The following is a 17242-nucleotide window of genomic DNA, read 5'->3' on the forward strand; positions in this document are numbered from 1 at the left end:
AATCACAAATGGCTGATATCGGTCGCAGGCCCGTCCTGCAAGGCCTTGCTGCTGCGTTGCTTTCCGGTTCGGTGCTGCACGGGAGAGGAGCCCGTGCCCAGCAAAGGACATCGGTTCGGATTGGCTACGCCATCTCGCTGACGGGCGCCAATGCCGGAGGTGCCGGCACGACCACCCTGACGAACTACCGGCTCTGGGTGAAGCAGGTGAACGAACTCGGCGGACTGGAGCTGCCGGACGGCAGCAAACTGCCCGTCGAGGTGATCGAATACGACGATCGCTCCTCGGCGGAAGAGGTGGTGCGTGCCGTCGAGCGCCTCGCCGCGCAGGACACCGTCGACTTCATCCTTCCGCCCTGGAGCACCGGCTTCAACCTCGCCGCCGCGCCCATCTTCGATCGCTACGGTTATCCGCAACTCGCCGTCTCCTCGGTCACCGACAAGGCACCGGAATTCGTTCGGCGCTGGAAGAAGAGCTTCTGGATGCTGGGCGGCGGCAACGACTACACGCGCGCCCTTGCCGGCATCATCAAGGACGGCGCCGCCAAGGGCGCCATCAACAACAAGGTGGCCGTCGTGTCCGTCGCCTCGGGCTTCGGGATCGACCTCATCAACGCCGCGCGCCCTGCGTTCGCCGATGCCGGGCTGGAGATCGCCTACGATAAGACCTACCCTGCCGGCACGACCGACTTCTCGGCCGTCATCAACGAGGTCAAGGACGCGGGCGCCGACAGTTTCGTCGCCTTCTCCTACCCGCCGGATACCTTTGCCCTCACGCAGCAGGCACAGGTCGCGAAGTTCAATCCGAAGGTCTTCTACGTCGGGGTCGGCGGGGAGTTTGCCGACTACGGCAAGACCAACGGCCCGAATGCCGAAGGCGTCATGAGCCTCGGCGGGATCGATCCGGAAAGCCAGGCGACCAAGGACTACCGAGCGCTCTACCTGCGCCTCATCGGCCAGGAACCGGACTACTGGGCGAGCCTCACGACCTATGTCAGCCTTCAGATGCTGCAGGAGGCGATCAAACGGCGTGGGCTCGATCGGGATGCCGTTTCGCAGGAACTGTCGACCGGCACCTTCCTCACCGCACAGGGCGAGACGAAGCTCGAGGACAACCAGTTGCGAAAGCTCTGGTGGACCGGCCAATGGCAGAACGGCGTCTTTGTTGGGCTCGCACCGACCGACCGCGAAGGCGCAAGGCAGGCGGTTATCCCGAAGCCGGTTTGGCAGAACTGACCGGATGGACGGCAGGCGCATCGCGCCCGCCGTCCTCCCCTGCAAATCCGGAGGATCGGCATGATCGCAATACTCATCGCGGGCCTCGTGCTCGGCGGCACCTATGCGCTGCTCGCAGTAGGGCTCACACTCCAGTACGGCATCTCGCGCATCATGAACCTTGCCTATGGCGAGATCATCATCGCGGGCGCCTTTCTCGCATACCTTCTGTTCGCCTCCCTCTCCATCAATCCGATCGTCGCGCTCTTGGCGGCCCTGCCCCTCGGCTTTGCGTTCAGCCATGCAGTCTATCGGCTCGCCTTGTCGCCTCTCGTAAAGCGGAACAGCGACCGTGGGCGCCTGGAGATCGACGTCATCCTGGCCACATTCGGGTTGATGTTCATCGCCCAGGGGATCATGCTCGTCGCCTTCTCGGCCAACTACACCAGCTACAGCTACCTGAACGTCCCGATCGACCTTTTCGGGGTTAGCATCGCGGCAAACCGCCTGCTCGCCTTGTCGATGGCGGTCGTCATCGGCGGCGGCCTCTATCTGTGGCTGCTGAAATCGCGCGCCGGCATGGCGCTGAGAGCCGTGGCGATTTCCCCGCGCTCGGCCTCGCTCGTGGGCATCGACGTGGAGCGTTCTGCCCGGTTTGCCTTCGCACTCGGTGGCGCCCTTGCCGCTGCGGGCGGTGTGGTGATCTCGATGTTCCAGACATTTACCGCGACCTCCGGCGGGGAGCTCGCCATGAAGGCCCTCATCGTCGTCATCATGGGCGGTGTGGGCAATGTCGCCGGCGCGCTCGCCGCCGGGCTGATACTCGGTGTCGTCGAGACGCTGGTCGCCGCCTATGCCGATCCGGGCCTGACGCTTGCCGCCACATACGCCATCTTTCTCGCCGTTCTTCTCTGGCGGCCCAACGGTCTTTTCGGAAAGGTCTCGCGATGACACGACGGGACATAAGCTTCATTGCGTTCATCGCCCTCGTGATCGCTTTCCTGACGGCCGTGCCGTGGTTCATCGGCCCCTATGGCATAACCTTCCTGGTGGGCCTCATGGGATACATCATCCTTGCAACCGCATGGGCGCTGTTCTCCGGGCCGACCCGCTATGTCTCGTTGGCCACGGTCTCGTTTTACGGCATAGGCGCTTACACTGTCGCGGTGATCGGCGATGCGGTGTTCTACCCGCTCGTGCTTGCTGCTGCCGCGGCGATCGGTCTGGTCACTGCCCTCATCGTCGGTCTGGCGACGCTCCGCCTGGCGGGTGTCTATTTCGTGATCTTCACCTTCGGTCTGGCCGAACTCGTACGCCAGTTGATCACTTGGTACGAGGTCAACATCACCGGCACGCTTGGGCGCTATATCTTCATGTCAATGACGCCATCAATGATCTACTGGCAGCTACTGGCGCTAGCAGCATTTACGCTCTTCGCGGGTTGGCTCATCGGCAGAAGCCGCATTGGTCTCGCCCTCAGGGTCATCGGCGAGGACGAGGTGGTGGCAGCCCATGTGGGCATCAACGGCACGATGCTGAAGCTCGCGCTGTTTTCGTTCAGCGCGGTCGTCATCACCCTCGTCGGCGCCATCCAGTCGCCGCGCTGGACCTATGTCGAACCCTCGATCGTCTTCAACCCGACGGTGTCCTTCCTGACGCTGATCATGGCGCTATTGGGCGGCGCGAACCGGCTGTGGGGTCCGCTCATGGGCGCCGTGCCGCTTTTCCTGCTCTTCGAATTCCTGTCGGTGCATTTCCCGAACCATTACTCGATCATCCTCGGCCTGCTTTTCATCGCCATCGTCTTCGCGCTGCCGAACGGCGTGCTCGCGGCGATGGAAACGGTGAACGCCCGCTTCCGCCGTCCTGCGACGGCCGATGCAGGAGGTGGCAAATGACGGCTCTCCTCAGTGTCAACGCGCTTACCAAGCGCTTCGGCGGCATCACGGCGGTGCGCGATGTCTCCTTCGATCTTCAGGTTGGACAAACCGTGGCCCTGCTCGGCCCGAACGGCTCCGGCAAGACGACGGTCATGAACATGATTTCGGGTCTTTTTGCGCCGACAGAAGGCACGATCAGGCTCCAGGGCGCCGCGATCTCGGGCCTGCCGGCGCACCGGATCGCACATAAAGGCGTGGCACGCACGTTCCAGCTCGTGCGCGCGCTTCCGACGCTCAGCGTGCTCGAAAACGTCGTGGTCGCGCTGTCCTTCGGCCGCCGGCGCCTTGCCGGATCAGAGGCCGAACGGCTGGCACGACTTCATCTCGACGAGGTGGGGCTGGGGGACCGGGCCGGGCAGGTGGCGGGCGAGCTGACCTATATCGACCAGAAGCGCATGGAGCTTGCGCGGGCACTCGCGGGTGAACCTTCCCTCCTGCTGCTAGACGAATGGCTGGCCGGGCTCAACCCCACGGAGCTCGTGGAAGGAATTGCCCTCGTCCGCTCGCTTGCCGACCGGAACATCACGGTGCTGCTGGTCGAGCATGTGATGGAGGCAATCCGCCAATTGTGCGACCGGGCGATCGTTCTCAATGCCGGCCGCCTGATCGCCGATGGACTGACATCCGATGTCCTTGCGCACCCGGACGTCGTCTCGGCCTATCTCGGAGAAAGCCATGCTTGAGACGCGAAACCTCTCCCTTTCTTATGGCAAGCATCTGGCCCTCGACCGTGTCGGCGTGTGCGTCGGCCCGTCCGAGACGGTCGTGATCCTGGGTGCGAACGGCGCGGGAAAATCCTCGCTTCTGAAAACGATCGCCGGGCTGGAAAACCCGTCGCGGGACGCCGTCATCGGCTTCCGGGGCAAGGATATCCGCGCCCATGCGCCCCACAGCATCCTGTCTGAGGGGATCGCGCTCGTTCCCGAGGGGCGAGGCGTCTTCGGCGACCTGACCGTTCTCGAAAACCTCAAGCTCGGGGCCTATTGCGACCGGGCCCGGGCCACGATTTCCGAAAAGCTCGACTTCGTGCACAGTCTCTTTCCGAAGCTCCGCGACAGACGCAGCCAGTATGTCGGCACCATGTCAGGTGGGGAACAGCAGATGGTGGCGATCGGGCGGGCGCTGATGTCTAACCCCATTCTGCTGATGCTTGACGAGCCGAGCCTCGGCCTCGCGCCCGTCGTGGTCGGCGAACTCTTCGAAGCGCTCGGCAGGATCAAGGCGTCGGGCCTTGCTTTGCTTGTCGTCGAGCAGAATGTGAAAAGAAGCCTGGATATTGCCGATCGCGGATACCTGATGGAAGCAGGACGCATCGTCGGCGAGGACAGCGCCGAAGCGTTGAAAAATGACGAAAGTGTAAGGCGGGCCTTTTTGGGCGCCGCAACGTAATTCCGATAATGGGAGCGGAAAAATGGCAGTACTTGGCCTCAAGATCGACAATCATGACCGGGCCGCCGCAAACGGCGATACGTTCCTGCGCAACAATCCGATCACCGGGGAAATCGCCACGGAGGCGGCGGCGGCGTCGGTGGACGATGCAAGGCAGGCGGCCAACTCCGCGGCGCGTGCCTTTCCAGGCTGGTCGGCGACCAGTCCGAACGAGCGGCGCAGGCTGCTGAATGCGGCGGCCGAGGCTTTGACCGCTATGACCGAGGACATCGCCCTGGCCATGGCTGACGAGACGGGCGCGACCGGCAGCTGGGCCGCTTTCAATGTGGGGCTGGCCGCCGACATGCTGCGTGAAGCCGCAGCAATTACGACACAGATCACGGGGGAGATCATCCCCTCCAACCGGCCGGGAAGCCTTGCACTCGCGATCCGCCAGCCCGTCGGCGTCGTGCTCGCGATCGCCCCATGGAATGCGCCGGTGATCCTCGGCGTCCGCTCGCTGGCGACGGCCCTTGCCTGCGGCAACACCGTGGTCTTCAAGACGTCGGAATTTTGCCCGCGCACGCATCGGCTGATCGTCGACGCGCTTCATTCGGCAGGCTTGCCGCCCGGTGTGCTGAATGCCATCTCCAACGCACCGGCCGATGCCTCAAAGGTGGTCGAGACGCTCATCGCGCATCCGTCCATTCGGCGCGTCAATTTCACCGGATCGACCCGTGTGGGGCGTATCATCGCTGAGACCGCCGGCCGCCATCTGAAGCCGGTGCTCCTCGAACTCGGCGGAAAGGCGCCCTTCGTGGTGCTGGATGACGCCGATCTGGAAGCAGCCGTGGCGGCCGCTGCCTTCGGCGCATATATGAACCAGGGCCAGATCTGCATGTCCACCGAGCGCATCGTCGTCGATCAGAAAGTCGGCGATACGTTCGTGGATCTTCTTGGCGCCAAGGCGCGAACCCTGGTTGCCGGCGACCCGCGCAAGAGCGACACGCCGCTGGGGTCGCTGGTCGACGTCAGCGCCGCCGAACGCATCCGAGTCCTCGTCGACGACGCGGTCGCTAAGGGCGCGGTCCTCGTCGCCGGCGGCAAGGCGCAGGGAACGCTCGTCGATGCGATCGTCCTCGATCACGTCAAACCATCCATGCGGGTCTATTCCGAGGAGAGCTTTGGGCCGCTGGTCAGCGTGGTGCGCGCCGGCAGCACGGACGAGGCCGTACGGATCGCAAACGATACGGAATACGGTCTCTCGGCTGCGGTCTTCGGTCGGGACGTCAATCGTGCGATGGCGGTGGCGAAACGGATAGACTCCGGCATTTGCCATATCAACGGGCCGACGGTGCACGACGAGGCGCAAGTCCCCTTCGGCGGAGTCAAGAATTCGGGCTATGGCCGCTTCGGCGGAAAAGCCGGCATCCACGAATTCACCGAATTGCGCTGGCTCACCATCCAGGATGGCCCCCTGCATTACCCGATCTGAACCCCAACCGACAGGCAAGAGCGATGACGAACCTTAAAACCGCCACGTCCTCCCACATCAACCCAGCTACACTATATGAGCCGTCACGCCACGGGTTCAGCCAAATCGTCGTGGCACCGCCTGCCGCGCGCATGGTCTACATTGCCGGACAGATGGCAATCGACACCGCGGGGCACGCGCTGGCCGCCGATTTCAAGGGGCAGGTGAAAGGCGCCTTCGAGAACCTGCGCCTTGCTGTCGAAGCGCTCGGCGTGGACCTGACGCATGTGACGCAGATCACGCTGCTTTCGGTGGATCACACGATGGACAAGGAGCATGTGATCGCCGCCGCCACGAATGCGGCCTGGCCGGGTCCGCAGAAACCCGCCAGCATGCTGATACCCGTGCCACGGCTAGCGCTTGACGGACTATATTTTGAGATCGGCGCCGTCGCTTATCTTCCGGCCGATGAAAGGTACTAGCGCCTTGCCGCCTTTCACCTCGGTTGTTGTTTTTCGCGTTCTTGAAGTTTTACCAGGAGTATCATCGTGAGAATTATCAAACACTTGTCCATCGCTTCCATCATTTCAGCATCATTCTTTCAGGTTCACCCCTCCATGTCCAAGGATGCAGCTCCTCCGAAAATACTACAGACAATCCTAGAGAATAAGGTTTGCCCTTCAAACATGACGAAGGAAGAAATCTACGTTCGCGATAGCGTCCTATTGGCTGAAATCGCGGCGTGGGTCAGAGAAAACAGGAGCTACAAGACGGCGTCAGGGAATGAAATCACGATTAATTTTTGGCGAGCTCGTCCAGGCGTTCACAATCACGGTGGTAGCGATGCTGGAGAGACTTTCTTGATGCTGAGGGGAAGGGCCACTCTGTCAATAAACTCTCGCGATACTCAGTTGGCGCCCGGCGTATTGGCTGTGGTACCTCCGAGTACAAAGTCGTCGATAACGGTGATTGAGCCGCTAGAGAAAATTTACTTCATTTGCGATGGTTAGTTTTTCGTCTCGTGTGCCGCATATATTTGTCGACGGTTCCATAAACTGCGTGGCGCGATATGAAATATCATGGCGACGAACGGCATATGATGGTTTGCAAATTCGTCAATTGAGCTGACCTTTGTTTGTGTGTTTGTCAAAAGTGATCTGACCAGGCCACCACGACAAGGTTAACTCTTGCCATGATAGGCAGCCGGGTTTGTGGATTGCTTTCGTTGCGGTCGAAAGATGGGGTGTGGAGACATGTCGTTGTTCACATCGCAGATGATGCTTGACGTTGGTCCAGGTCAGATCGACTCGTTGACGAGCCTCCAGCTAGTTAAGCTGCTCCGGCGCGTTTGTCGGACCAAATATGTGCCGGGATGCCCCGCATGATGAATAGGTCGGAAAGCACGTCGATGTCATCGACTGCCTTCAGCTTTCTCTCGACGGTGTTGGCGATGCGTTCCCAAGTGACCTCATCGATCACGTCGGGCATGCGGGGTTCCCTGCTGTTGTACGTGCGATCTTCGACGAAATCGTACGAGCGGACATGGTTGGTCTACGTATCTGGTGCTTTAAGACAGCGAGATCGTGGCGGCGGTCGATTCACTCGAGGAAATTCGGGTTGAACGACATCGCGGTGACGTGAAACGCGGAGCCATTTCCGGGGGTGCCTCTTGCATCAGTGCAGGCAACTCATTCACGAAGTCGGTTCGGATTTTCACGCGACAATAATCACCTACGGCGCCTTAAATCAACGCATAAAACATTGCTAAATGGCGCAAAGTGAAGTACTAAAAGCTGCGGATTGCTTCATTTCTGGGGATGTTTATGGACCACTTGGGGAGGGACACTGCCGCATTGGCTGCGAATTTGCGCACGATTTGCGAGCGCCACGGTTCGGTCGCGGCAGTCTGCCGCAAGATCAACGTCAACCGGCAGCAGTTCAATAAGTATCTATCCGGCACCCATATTCCGTCACCGGCAAATTTGCGAATCATCGCAAACTATTTCGGCCTGAGCATACCGATCCTCTTTACTGATCCAGAAGAATTTCAAACGCTCGTGGACGGCAACTTCTTCCATGCCATGGCCACCGCGCGCCAGTTGCCGGAGTTTTCACGCTTCGTGTCCAACATGATCGTCGAAAACAATGCCGACCATGATGACATTACCGGGGTCTACGACCGCTATCAGTTTTCTTCTATCTACAAGGGGTTCGTGCTGCACTCGGCGTTCTGCATCTACCGCAACAAAGAGTTTCTCCAGCACTATTACGTCGAGCGTTTTCCCAGCTTCGACAACCCACGGAAGACGGAGTATGTCTTTAAATATTACGGTTTCTGCTTTCCCGTGGCCGACCGTCTGTTCACCGCGGACTTCGAAGGCATCCAGTCGAACGAACTGACATTCGGCGTTTATGCCCAGGTCAAGAGAAACTCGAAAAAGTTCATGTTCGGCATCTCCAGCGGCATCGCGGCGAATGTCTTCCGGCAGCCCTATTCCACGAAGGTTGTACTCCACTATCGCGGCCCAGGCCTGCTCCGCAGGGAGCATCTCAAGGATCTCACCGTCCTGGATCGCAACGATCCTGCTATACCGAGAGAGGCGCTGCAGTATCTCGGTGACGGCTCCGACATGATCCAGATGAGCTAGAGGCAGCGCAGGCTGCCTCTGTGCCGTCAGGGGTGCAACTCGATAGCAAGCCAGACACTGTCAGTGTCGGAGTAATATCGATGCCAGGGATAGGTCCACTGGTTTTCGCCGGTTACGCGGCAGAACGGGTCGTGTGAGTAGCCCATCGACATCACGACGTCCTCGTAGAGTGTCGCATCATTCCGCTCCTTGAATTTTTGCATGCGTCCGATGCCGTAAATCTGCGTGTGCGTCTCAAGGAAGGAATGCTCGTTGTGAATGAAGCAGTCCGTATTGCCCGGAGCCCACCACAGATTCAGCTTCAGCCGGAAGGTCTGCAAATTTTCTGGTTGTTCGCGCTCGTTGGTGAACACCCGGGCATCGGTGGTGAGGCTTCCGATCTCGTCCTGCGCCGAGATATATAGAGGCGTGTCGCGCGGGAAGCTGCGGATCCGGGTGCCAAGCCAATCCCAGCCACGGAACATACAGCCGCCGAGGTTTGTCGGCTTGACGACCTTGATGATCGCTGCACGCTCGGCCGAACGAATGGTTCCGCCTTTGAGCCATGTCGACTTCCAGGCGGGCACCACTGCAGTGTGCTCCTCGCCCGTGATCATCGCGGACGGCGAGATGTTCACGACCACGCCATCTTCGACGCGGTAATCCACTGCATTTTCCACCAAGGTTGCGGAGATGAACTCATCCGCGAAAGCCAATTTTCTTGCTAGGTTTTCCACTATCGTGCTCCAGTACCGTACAGCCTGACCCACCACAGCGAAACACGGGCGGCTTCGCAATGACAGTGCGCGAGCCCATTATTTTATTCGTTAACTGACGCGGATTGCGCGTCACATTGCGCATCCCTTTTGGTCGGCGTGGCAGGCCGACTGCATTAGAAAAATCCTGGCAACAGCAAGCGGCGGATTTACTCTTAGACGCACAATGAACCAAAAACAGCGTCATATTGCATCAGTGAATTGATTGCTGCGAACTTGCAGCGACGCGCGCCCTGCCGAACAATAAGCCAATCTTTGGAGGAGAGCCGGTCGTTGTCTCCTTGGGTCCAGATCAATAACGAAATTTAGAGGGTCGATCAAATGAAGCTGACAGGTGGCCAAATCGTCGCGAAAGCGCTCAAGGAATACGGCATCAAATACGTTGCCGGCGTGCCGGGGCATGGCATCTGGTCGTTGTTCGACGCGTTTCTGGAGGAGGGGTCGCAGATCCCGTTCATCCAGGTGATGCACGAGCAGAGCGCCGTCCACATGGCGGACGGCTATTACCGTGCGTCGGGCAAGCCGATGGCCTGCTCCACCTCGGTCGGTCCGGGCGCTGCGAACACTATCATCGGCCTTGCGACGGCTTACTGCGACTCCACCTCTCTCTTCTACGTTTCGGGTTCGCCCCAGACCTATATGCACGGCCATGGCACCATGCAGGAACTGGAGCGCCAGCAGGACAATGCCTTCCCACGTATCACGGAGCAGGTGACCAAGCGTGCCTGGCAAGCGAATTCGGTGCAGGTCCTCCCAAGCATCATGCACCGCGCCTTCAGCGAAATGCTGACAGGGCGTCCCGGTCCGGTCCATGTTGAAGTGCCGATGGACGTTCAGGTCGAGGCTGCGGATGTCGCCATTCATCCGCTCCAGAAGCGCCTGCCTGTCGGTCTCGCGTACCCGGATCCGAAGGCCATCGAGGCTGCGGTGAAGGTGCTGTTGAGTGCCGAGCGCCCAGTCATCGTCGCCGGCGGCGGAGCGATCACCGCAAACGCGTCCGCCGAACTGACGCGCCTGGCCGAGAAGCTCGGTGCCGCCGTCTCGATCACGTGGAATGGCAAGGGCGCGATTTCCGAGGACCACGAACTGTTCATCGGCGCCGTCGGCCAGACGGGCACGACCTGCGGCAACACGATCACCGCATCGGCCGACGTTGTTGTCTCGGTCGGTTGCCGCTTTACCGATTGGTCGGCGTCCTCCTATGCCAAGGGCGTCTCCTTCTCGATCCCGTCGGCAAAGCTCATCCATATCGACCTTGATCCGCGCGAGATCGGCAAGAACTACGAGACCGAAGTCGGCATCGTTGCCGATGCGAAGGTGACGCTGGAGGCAATCCTCTCGCTGATTTCCGATGCGGACTCGCAGAAGATGCTGTCGCGCCGGGAAGCGTTTGTTGCTGACGTGCAGAAGGCGAAGACCGATTGGCGCGCCCTGGTCGAGCCGCGCGAAAACAGCCGCGAGACGCCGTTCACGTCACAGCGTCCGCTCATGGCGCTCCGCAAAGTGCTGGATCGCGATGGCATCGTGGTCGTCGGTTCCGGCAATACGCAAGGCGCGGTCAAGCAGAGCTTCCCCGTCTACGAGCCGCGCACGCACCTGACCTCCGGTTCCTACTCGCCGATGGGCTGGGCCGTGCCCGCCGCGCTTGGTGCCAAGCTTGCCTGCCCGGACCGCCAGGTGGTCGCCATCGTCGGCGACGGCGATTTCATGATGTCGCTTCCGGAAATGGGCACGGCCGTGATGAACGGCATCAACGTGGTCTTCCTTGTCCTGAACAACCAGGGCTACATGTCGATCCGCGGTGGCCAGCGCAAGTTCATGGGCCGTCATATCGCCTCGGAGTTCAACAACCATGCCGGCAATGGCGCGCCCTACTCGGCCGATATCGCAGCGTCTGCCCGCGCCTTCGGCCTTGAAGCGTGGAAGGTTGAGAAAGACGAAGACCTGGAAAGCAGCCTGAAGGCTGCCTTGGAATGCGGCGGCCCGGCGCTGGTCGAGGTGATTGTCTCGCGTGACGCCGCCGGTCCGTTCGCCACCGGCTGGTGGGACTTCCCGTCGCCGGCTTACTACGAGAAGGAGCAGGCTGGTTACGCAGAAATGCGAGCCCGCGAGCAGCACCTCTAGGCATACGAGCGCAAGGGAGCCGAGGTCAGCTTCGCTTCCCTTGCCTTCTCCCTCCCAACAGATCGAGAACGCGGTGCCACCGGCGGCCGTGAACGAAGAGACTTTGTCATGATACGGCACATCAAAACAGCCAGGGCCTCCATCGAGCAGGGCGGCACCGACAGCGCGGTCACCAAGGCGGTCGAGGCCCTTCTCGCAAAGGTCCGGGACGGCGGGGACAAGGCGGTTCGCGAACTCTCGGTCCAGTTCGACACGTTCGATCGCGATAGTTATCGGCTGACGAAGGACGAGATTGCCGGTTGCATCAACGCGCTTACGGCACGGGAGCGCGAGGACCTCGATTTTGCGCAGGACCAGATCCGACGGTTCGCGGAGGCCCAGAAGGCGACGCTGAGGGACATCGAGGTCGAAACCCTGCCGGGCGTCGTGCTCGGCCACAAGAACGTCCCCATCCAGAATGTCGGTTGCTACGTGCCGGGCGGCAAGTATCCACTGCTCGCCTCCGCCCACATGACGGTGCTGACGGCGCGCGTCGCTGGCTGCGAACGGGTGATCACCTGCGCGCCGCCCTTCCAGGGCAGGATTGCCGAAAAGATCGTGGCGGCACAGGCCCTCGCTGGCGCGGACGAGATTTATTGCCTCGGCGGCGTCCAGGCGATTGCCGCGATGGCCTACGGCACGGAAACGATCGATCCGGTCGACATGCTGGCAGGCCCCGGCAATGCCTATGTGGCGGAAGCCAAGCGGCTTCTCTTCGGCCGCGTCGGCATCGATCTTTTCGCCGGCCCTACGGAAACGTTGGTCATCGCCGACGACAGCGTCGATGGCGAGCTGGTGGCGACCGACCTTCTCGGCCAGGCCGAGCATGGCGCTAACTCCCCGGCGATCCTCGTCACCAATTCGGAGAAGCTTGCCCGAGACACACTCGTCGAGATCGAGCGTCTGCTGCAGATCCTGCCGACGGCGCCCGTCGCCGGCAAGGCTTGGGAGGATTTTGGCGAGATCATCCTGTGCGACACGATTGAGGAAATGCTGTCGGAGGGCGACCGCATCGCATCCGAGCACGTGCAGGTCATGACGCGTGACCCTGATCACTTTCTCGCCAACATGAAGAACTACGGCGCGCTGTTCCTCGGTGCCCGCACCAATGTCGCTTTTGGCGACAAGGTGATCGGCACGAACCACACGCTGCCCACCAACAAGGCCGCCCGCTACACCGGCGGCCTGTGGGTCGGAAAGTTCCTGAAGACCTGCACCTACCAGAAGATCCTCACCGACGAGGCCTCCGCCATGATCGGTGCCTACGGATCGCGGCTCTGCCTAATGGAAGGGTTCGCAGGCCATGCCGAGCAGGCAAACATCCGCGTCCGGCGATATGGCGGACGAAACGTGCCTTATGCGGCGGCTGTGGAGCCGGCCGACGCATGATCCGAACGGCCGGCACGGCGAATACGCCCGCTGCGCCGGCCACAATTTTCCAACAACCAGAGCAAATATAGGGGAATAATACCATGAAATTGACGACACTTCTCGCCGCCTCGATCTCGTTGCTGCCGGTCGCCGCCATGGCCGAAAGCAAGGGCACGGTCGAAGGCATCCACCACTGGGTTTCCGAGAGCGAGGTGAACGCGCTCAAGGTCATCACGGAAAAGCTCGAGACCAAGGGCTATACCTGGCAGGACAGCGCCGTCGGCGGCCTGTCGGGCGCCAATGCGCTCCAGGCACTTCGCACCCGTCTTGCGGCGGGCAACCCGCCGACCACGATGCAGTTCCTCGGCTATGAAGGCCTCGACTGGGCCAAGGAAGGTGTTCTGCGCTCGCTGAACGATCTTTATGTCCAGAATGGCTGGGACAAGGCGCTGGCACCGCAGTTGCTCGCCTTCGTCAAGAGCGACGACGATTTCATTTCGCTGCCGATCAACATGCATCGCCAGAACTGGGTCTGGGCCAACAAGGCGGTCTTCGACAAGGCCGGCGTTGCCGAGCCGAAGAGCTGGGACGAACTGATCGGCGCGGGTGAGAAGCTCAAGGCTGCCGGCGTCGTGCCGCTCGCCATCGGCGACGAGCCGTGGCAGATCCTGGAAGTCTTCGAAGCCATCGTCGTCGACGTCAACGGTGCGGAATTCTACAAGAAGGCCGTGATCGATCTCGACGAAGCCGCACTGTCGAGCCCGCAGATGATCGATGCCTTCGACAAGCTGCGCAAGGTGCGCGGTCTCGTCGACGACGGCTTCACGGGCCGTGACTGGGCGGTGGCCACCGGAATGGTCGCAAGCGGCAAGGCCGCCATGCAGGTCATGGGCGATTGGGCCAAGGGCGAGTTCCTGGCCAAGGGCATGAAGCCGGGCGAGGACTTCCTGTGCTTCCCGACGCCCGCAGCGACCCCGAACTTCAAGTTCATCATCGATGCCTTCGGCCTCTTCAAGATCGAGGATGCGGCGATCGTCGCGGGGCAGGATGCATGGGCGGAATCCGTCATGGATCCGGAAGTTCAGAAGAACTTCAACAAGATCAAGGGCTCCATCCCGGCCCGCTCCGATGTCTCGGTCGACGATTTCGACGCCTGCGCCAAGCGCAGCTACGCCGATCGCGAAGCGGCCGTCGCAAGCGGCGCCATGCTGGGCGGCCTGACCGAAGGCTTCGCTGCACCGCCACAGTTTGCAGGCGTCTTCAGCGACGTCGTGGGCAAGTTCTTCGTCACCGATATGTCCTCCCAGGACGCCGTTCAGGCGCTTGTTGACGGTATCAACAACGCGCGCTGAGCCAAGCCTGACGCTCCGGCCGGGAGTAGCCCGGTTGGAGCGTCGTGCGGTACTTCTGCGACAACCTTGGGAATGCTGTCATGCGCAGTACACTTTCACTGAAGGATCGGTTCACGCACTGGCTGCCAAGGCTCGTCCTCTCGCCGAGCCTCGTGGCAGTCTTCGTTGGAGTCTACCTCTTCATCGCCTGGACGGGATGGATTTCCCTGTCCTCCTCCCGAATGGTCCCGCAGTTCGACTTCGTGGGGCTGGAGCAATATGTGCGCCTCTGGGCGACGCCGCGATGGAAAACGGCCGTCGTCAACCTGTTCCTGTTCACCGCGCTGTTCCTGACGATCACGATCGCCGTGGGGCTTCTCATCGCCATTCTGCTTGACCAGCGGATCCGCGCTGAAGGCGTCCTGCGTGCGGTCTATCTCTATCCGATGGCACTGTCCTTCATCGTGACGGGGACGGCATGGAAGTGGATTCTCAACCCGGATCTCGGCATCCAGAAGGTCGTGCGGGATTTCGGCTGGGACGGTTTCGTCTTCGACTGGATCACGCGGCCGGACTACGCGATCTATTGCGTGGTCATTGCGGCCGTCTGGCAATCGACCGGATTTGCCATGGCGATCTTTCTTGCCGGTCTTCGCGGCATCGACACCTCCATCATCAAGGCGGCGCAGATCGAGGGGGCAGGTCTTCCGCGCATCTACATGAGCATTATCGTGCCCATGCTGCGTCCGGCCTTCCTGAGCGTCATCGTGCTGCTCAGCTACATCTCGATCAAGAGCTTCGACCTCGTCCTGGCCCTCACCAATGCCGGCCCAGGCAATGCCACGGAAATGCCCTCCACCTTCATGTTCGCAGCCACCTTTCGGCGCAACCAGATGGGTGTCGGCGCGGCCAGCGCGATGATGATGCTGATGACGGTCGCAGCCATCATCGTTCCCTATCTGTATTCCGAGTTGAGGGAGACCCGCAATGAGCACTGAAGCCAGGTCCGCGCGTCAGTCCCATCGGTTCGGGCGTCTTTTCATCTACGGCGCGCTCCTCGCGCTCGCGGCATTCTATCTGATGCCGCTCTGGGTGATGATCGTGACATCACTGAAATCGCTCGACGAGATCTATGGCGGCTCCTTCATCGGCCTGCCGCAGGCAATCACGTTCGAGGCCTGGCAGAAGGCGTGGGGCGAAGCCTGCATCGGCACGGCCTGCGATGGTCTTCGACCTTATTTCGTGAACTCGCTGCTGATGGTCGTCCCGGCCGTGATCCTTTCCACGGGCATTGGCGCCATCAACGGCTACATCCTCACGAAATGGCGTTTCCCCGGCTCGAACTTCATCTTCGGCATGCTGCTTTTCGGCTGTTTCCTGCCGTTCCAGGCCGTCATCCTGCCAATGGCACAGTTGCTTGGCAGCCTGCGCCTGTCGGGAACCATTCCGGGCCTCGTCCTCGTCCACACGGTCTACGGCATCAGCTTCACCACGCTGTTCTTCCGCAACTACTTCATCACCATACCGGATGAACTGACGCGGGCGGCGCAGATCGATGGGGCAGGCTTCTTCCGGATCTTCTTCTCGGTGATGCTGCCGGCCGCGTTGCCGATCATCGTGGTGTCCTGCATCTGGCAGTTCACGCAAATCTGGAACGACTTCCTGTTCGGTGTGTCCTTCACCGCCGGCCAGTCGTCGCCGATCACCGTGGCGCTCAACAACATCGTGAACGTCACGATGGGCCGCAAGCAATACAACGTCGACATGGCCGCCGCCATGATCGCCGCCATCCCAACCTTGGTCGTCTACATCATCGCTGGCCGATATTTCGTCCGCGGGCTGACGGCTGGCGCCGTGAAAGGCTGAGACAATGTCCACTCTCGAAATCGATCGCGTCCGGAAGTCCTACGGCCAGCTCGAAGTGCTGAAGGAGGTTTCGATCTCCATCGGCACGGGGGATTTCCTCGTGCTGCTCGGCCCGTCGGGCTGCGGTAAGTCCACGCTTCTCAACATGATTGCCGGGCTGGAGACGATCACCGGCGGCGAGATCCGTATCGCCGACAGGGTCGTCAACGATCTCTCGCCCAAGGATCGCGACATCGCCATGGTGTTCCAATCCTACGCGCTTTATCCGACGATGACCGTTCGCCAGAACATCGAGTTCGGCATGAAGATCCGCGGCTTGTCGCAGACCGAACGCGACAAGGCGGTGAAGACCGCCGCGGACCTGTTGCAGATGTCCCATCTGCTGGACCGCAAGCCCTCGCAGCTCTCGGGTGGCCAGCGCCAACGCGTGGCGATGGGGCGTGCGATCGTACGTCAGCCGAAGCTGTTCCTGTTCGACGAGCCGCTGTCCAACCTGGATGCGAAGCTCCGCGTCGACATGCGTACCGAGATCAAGCGGTTGCATGCCCGTCTCGGCACGACGATCGTCTATGTTACCCATGACCAGATCGAGGCCATGACGCTTGCCACCCGGGTGGCGGTGATGAAGGACGGAGTCGTGCAGCATCTCGACGAGCCACAGGCCGTCTATGACCGACCGGCCAATGTCTATGTGGCCCGCTTCGTCGGTTCCCCGGCCATGAACATCATTCCCGGTACGCTGGAGGTGCAGGGCACGACCGTCACCGCCGTCATCGACGTCGCCAGGCGGCCGGCTGCGCGCATCGCGGGCATTCCGCTCTCGGCGGACGCCGCGCGCCGTTATGCCGGCAGGAAGGTGCTGGTGGGCATCCGCCCGGAGAATTTTGCGATTGCCGCCGGCGATGACCTCCCGGCGCTGACGGTGGACGTCGATGTGGTCGAACCCACCGGGCCCGACACGCTGGTGGTCTTCCAGATCGGCGGTGTCGAGGTTACGGCCCGGCTTCCGCCCAAGCAGGCGAATGCTGGACAGGAAGCCGCCCTGTCGGTCGATACATCCAAGATCGTCCTCTTCGACACCGAAACCGAAGCGCGCATTGACTGAAAGAACC

General features: G+C 61.2%; 15 protein-coding genes and 1 pseudogene. 14 read left to right on the plus strand and 2 right to left on the minus strand.

Annotated elements, in window-relative coordinates; translation table 11 throughout:
• The first annotated feature begins 8 nt into the window (after window positions 1-8).
• From AC1RWL_RS00970 to AC1RWL_RS01000, 7 genes are read left to right on the plus strand one after another with little or no spacing between them, the layout of a single operon-like run.
• Window positions 9-1235: an amino acid ABC transporter substrate-binding protein gene (locus AC1RWL_RS00970; protein ID WP_493093656.1), complete on the plus strand. Its 1227-nt coding sequence runs from the start codon at window positions 9-11 to the stop codon at window positions 1233-1235.
• A gap of 60 nt (window positions 1236-1295) precedes the next feature.
• Window positions 1296-2165, plus strand: a complete 870-nt coding sequence (locus AC1RWL_RS00975) for a branched-chain amino acid ABC transporter permease (protein ID WP_493093655.1) — start codon at window positions 1296-1298, stop codon at window positions 2163-2165.
• Window positions 2162-3112, plus strand: a complete 951-nt coding sequence (locus AC1RWL_RS00980) for a branched-chain amino acid ABC transporter permease (protein WP_493093654.1) — start codon at window positions 2162-2164, stop codon at window positions 3110-3112. Before AC1RWL_RS00975 ends, AC1RWL_RS00980 begins: the two co-directional genes overlap by 4 nt.
• On the plus strand, window positions 3109-3837 hold the full coding sequence (locus tag AC1RWL_RS00985) for an ABC transporter ATP-binding protein (RefSeq protein ID WP_493093653.1): 729 nt from the start codon (window positions 3109-3111) through the stop codon (window positions 3835-3837). The genes AC1RWL_RS00980 and AC1RWL_RS00985 overlap by 4 nt, the downstream gene beginning before the upstream one ends.
• Entirely contained in the window at window positions 3830-4543 is a 714-nt protein-coding gene (locus AC1RWL_RS00990) for an ABC transporter ATP-binding protein (protein ID WP_493093864.1), read from the plus strand. The genes AC1RWL_RS00985 and AC1RWL_RS00990 overlap by 8 nt, the downstream gene beginning before the upstream one ends.
• A gap of 22 nt (window positions 4544-4565) precedes the next feature.
• Window positions 4566-6017 carry an aldehyde dehydrogenase gene (locus AC1RWL_RS00995; RefSeq protein WP_493093652.1) on the plus strand — a complete coding sequence of 484 codons (1452 nt, stop codon included), beginning with the start codon at window positions 4566-4568 and terminating at the stop codon, window positions 6015-6017.
• Window positions 6018-6040: 23 nt separating this feature from the next.
• A complete protein-coding gene (locus AC1RWL_RS01000) occupies window positions 6041-6478 on the plus strand; it encodes a RidA family protein (RefSeq protein WP_493093651.1) in 438 nt (145 codons plus the stop codon).
• A gap of 868 nt (window positions 6479-7346) precedes the next feature.
• Here AC1RWL_RS01000 and AC1RWL_RS01005 read toward each other — a convergent pair.
• A pseudogene (locus tag AC1RWL_RS01005) lies at window positions 7347-7541 on the minus strand (IS3 family transposase); the annotation flags it as partial.
• Window positions 7542-7849: 308 nt separating this feature from the next.
• Here AC1RWL_RS01005 and AC1RWL_RS01010 point away from each other — a divergent pair.
• Complete coding sequence (locus tag AC1RWL_RS01010; protein ID WP_493093650.1) at window positions 7850-8644, plus strand: helix-turn-helix domain-containing protein; 795 nt, start codon at window positions 7850-7852, stop codon at window positions 8642-8644.
• A gap of 26 nt (window positions 8645-8670) precedes the next feature.
• Here the strand turns inward: AC1RWL_RS01010 and AC1RWL_RS01015 are convergent, their stop codons facing one another.
• Window positions 8671-9360, minus strand: coding sequence for a hypothetical protein (locus tag AC1RWL_RS01015; protein WP_493093649.1), 690 nt, complete (start codon window positions 9358-9360; stop codon window positions 8671-8673).
• A 360-nt stretch (window positions 9361-9720) separates the two neighbouring features.
• Between AC1RWL_RS01015 and AC1RWL_RS01020 the strand changes: the two genes are divergently transcribed.
• From AC1RWL_RS01020 to AC1RWL_RS01045, 6 genes are all read left to right on the plus strand, one after another.
• Window positions 9721-11523 (plus strand): thiamine pyrophosphate-binding protein, encoded by a 1803-nt coding sequence (locus AC1RWL_RS01020; RefSeq protein ID WP_493093648.1) that lies wholly within the window; start codon window positions 9721-9723, stop codon window positions 11521-11523.
• A gap of 108 nt (window positions 11524-11631) precedes the next feature.
• Window positions 11632-12951, plus strand: coding sequence for a histidinol dehydrogenase (hisD, locus tag AC1RWL_RS01025; protein WP_493093647.1), 1320 nt, complete (start codon window positions 11632-11634; stop codon window positions 12949-12951).
• A gap of 83 nt (window positions 12952-13034) precedes the next feature.
• Complete coding sequence (locus AC1RWL_RS01030) at window positions 13035-14285, plus strand: ABC transporter substrate-binding protein (protein ID WP_493093646.1); 1251 nt, start codon at window positions 13035-13037, stop codon at window positions 14283-14285.
• An 80-nt stretch (window positions 14286-14365) separates the two neighbouring features.
• A complete protein-coding gene (locus AC1RWL_RS01035) occupies window positions 14366-15262 on the plus strand; it encodes a carbohydrate ABC transporter permease (RefSeq protein WP_493093645.1) in 897 nt (298 codons plus the stop codon).
• Window positions 15252-16130, plus strand: coding sequence for a carbohydrate ABC transporter permease (locus AC1RWL_RS01040; RefSeq protein WP_493093644.1), 879 nt, complete (start codon window positions 15252-15254; stop codon window positions 16128-16130). The genes AC1RWL_RS01035 and AC1RWL_RS01040 overlap by 11 nt, the downstream gene beginning before the upstream one ends.
• A gap of 4 nt (window positions 16131-16134) precedes the next feature.
• On the plus strand, window positions 16135-17235 hold the full coding sequence (locus tag AC1RWL_RS01045) for an ABC transporter ATP-binding protein (RefSeq protein ID WP_493093643.1): 1101 nt from the start codon (window positions 16135-16137) through the stop codon (window positions 17233-17235).
• The last annotated feature ends 7 nt before the right edge of the window (window positions 17236-17242 follow it).

Source organism: Shinella sp. GW821-FHT10F02 (genome assembly GCF_058809275.1).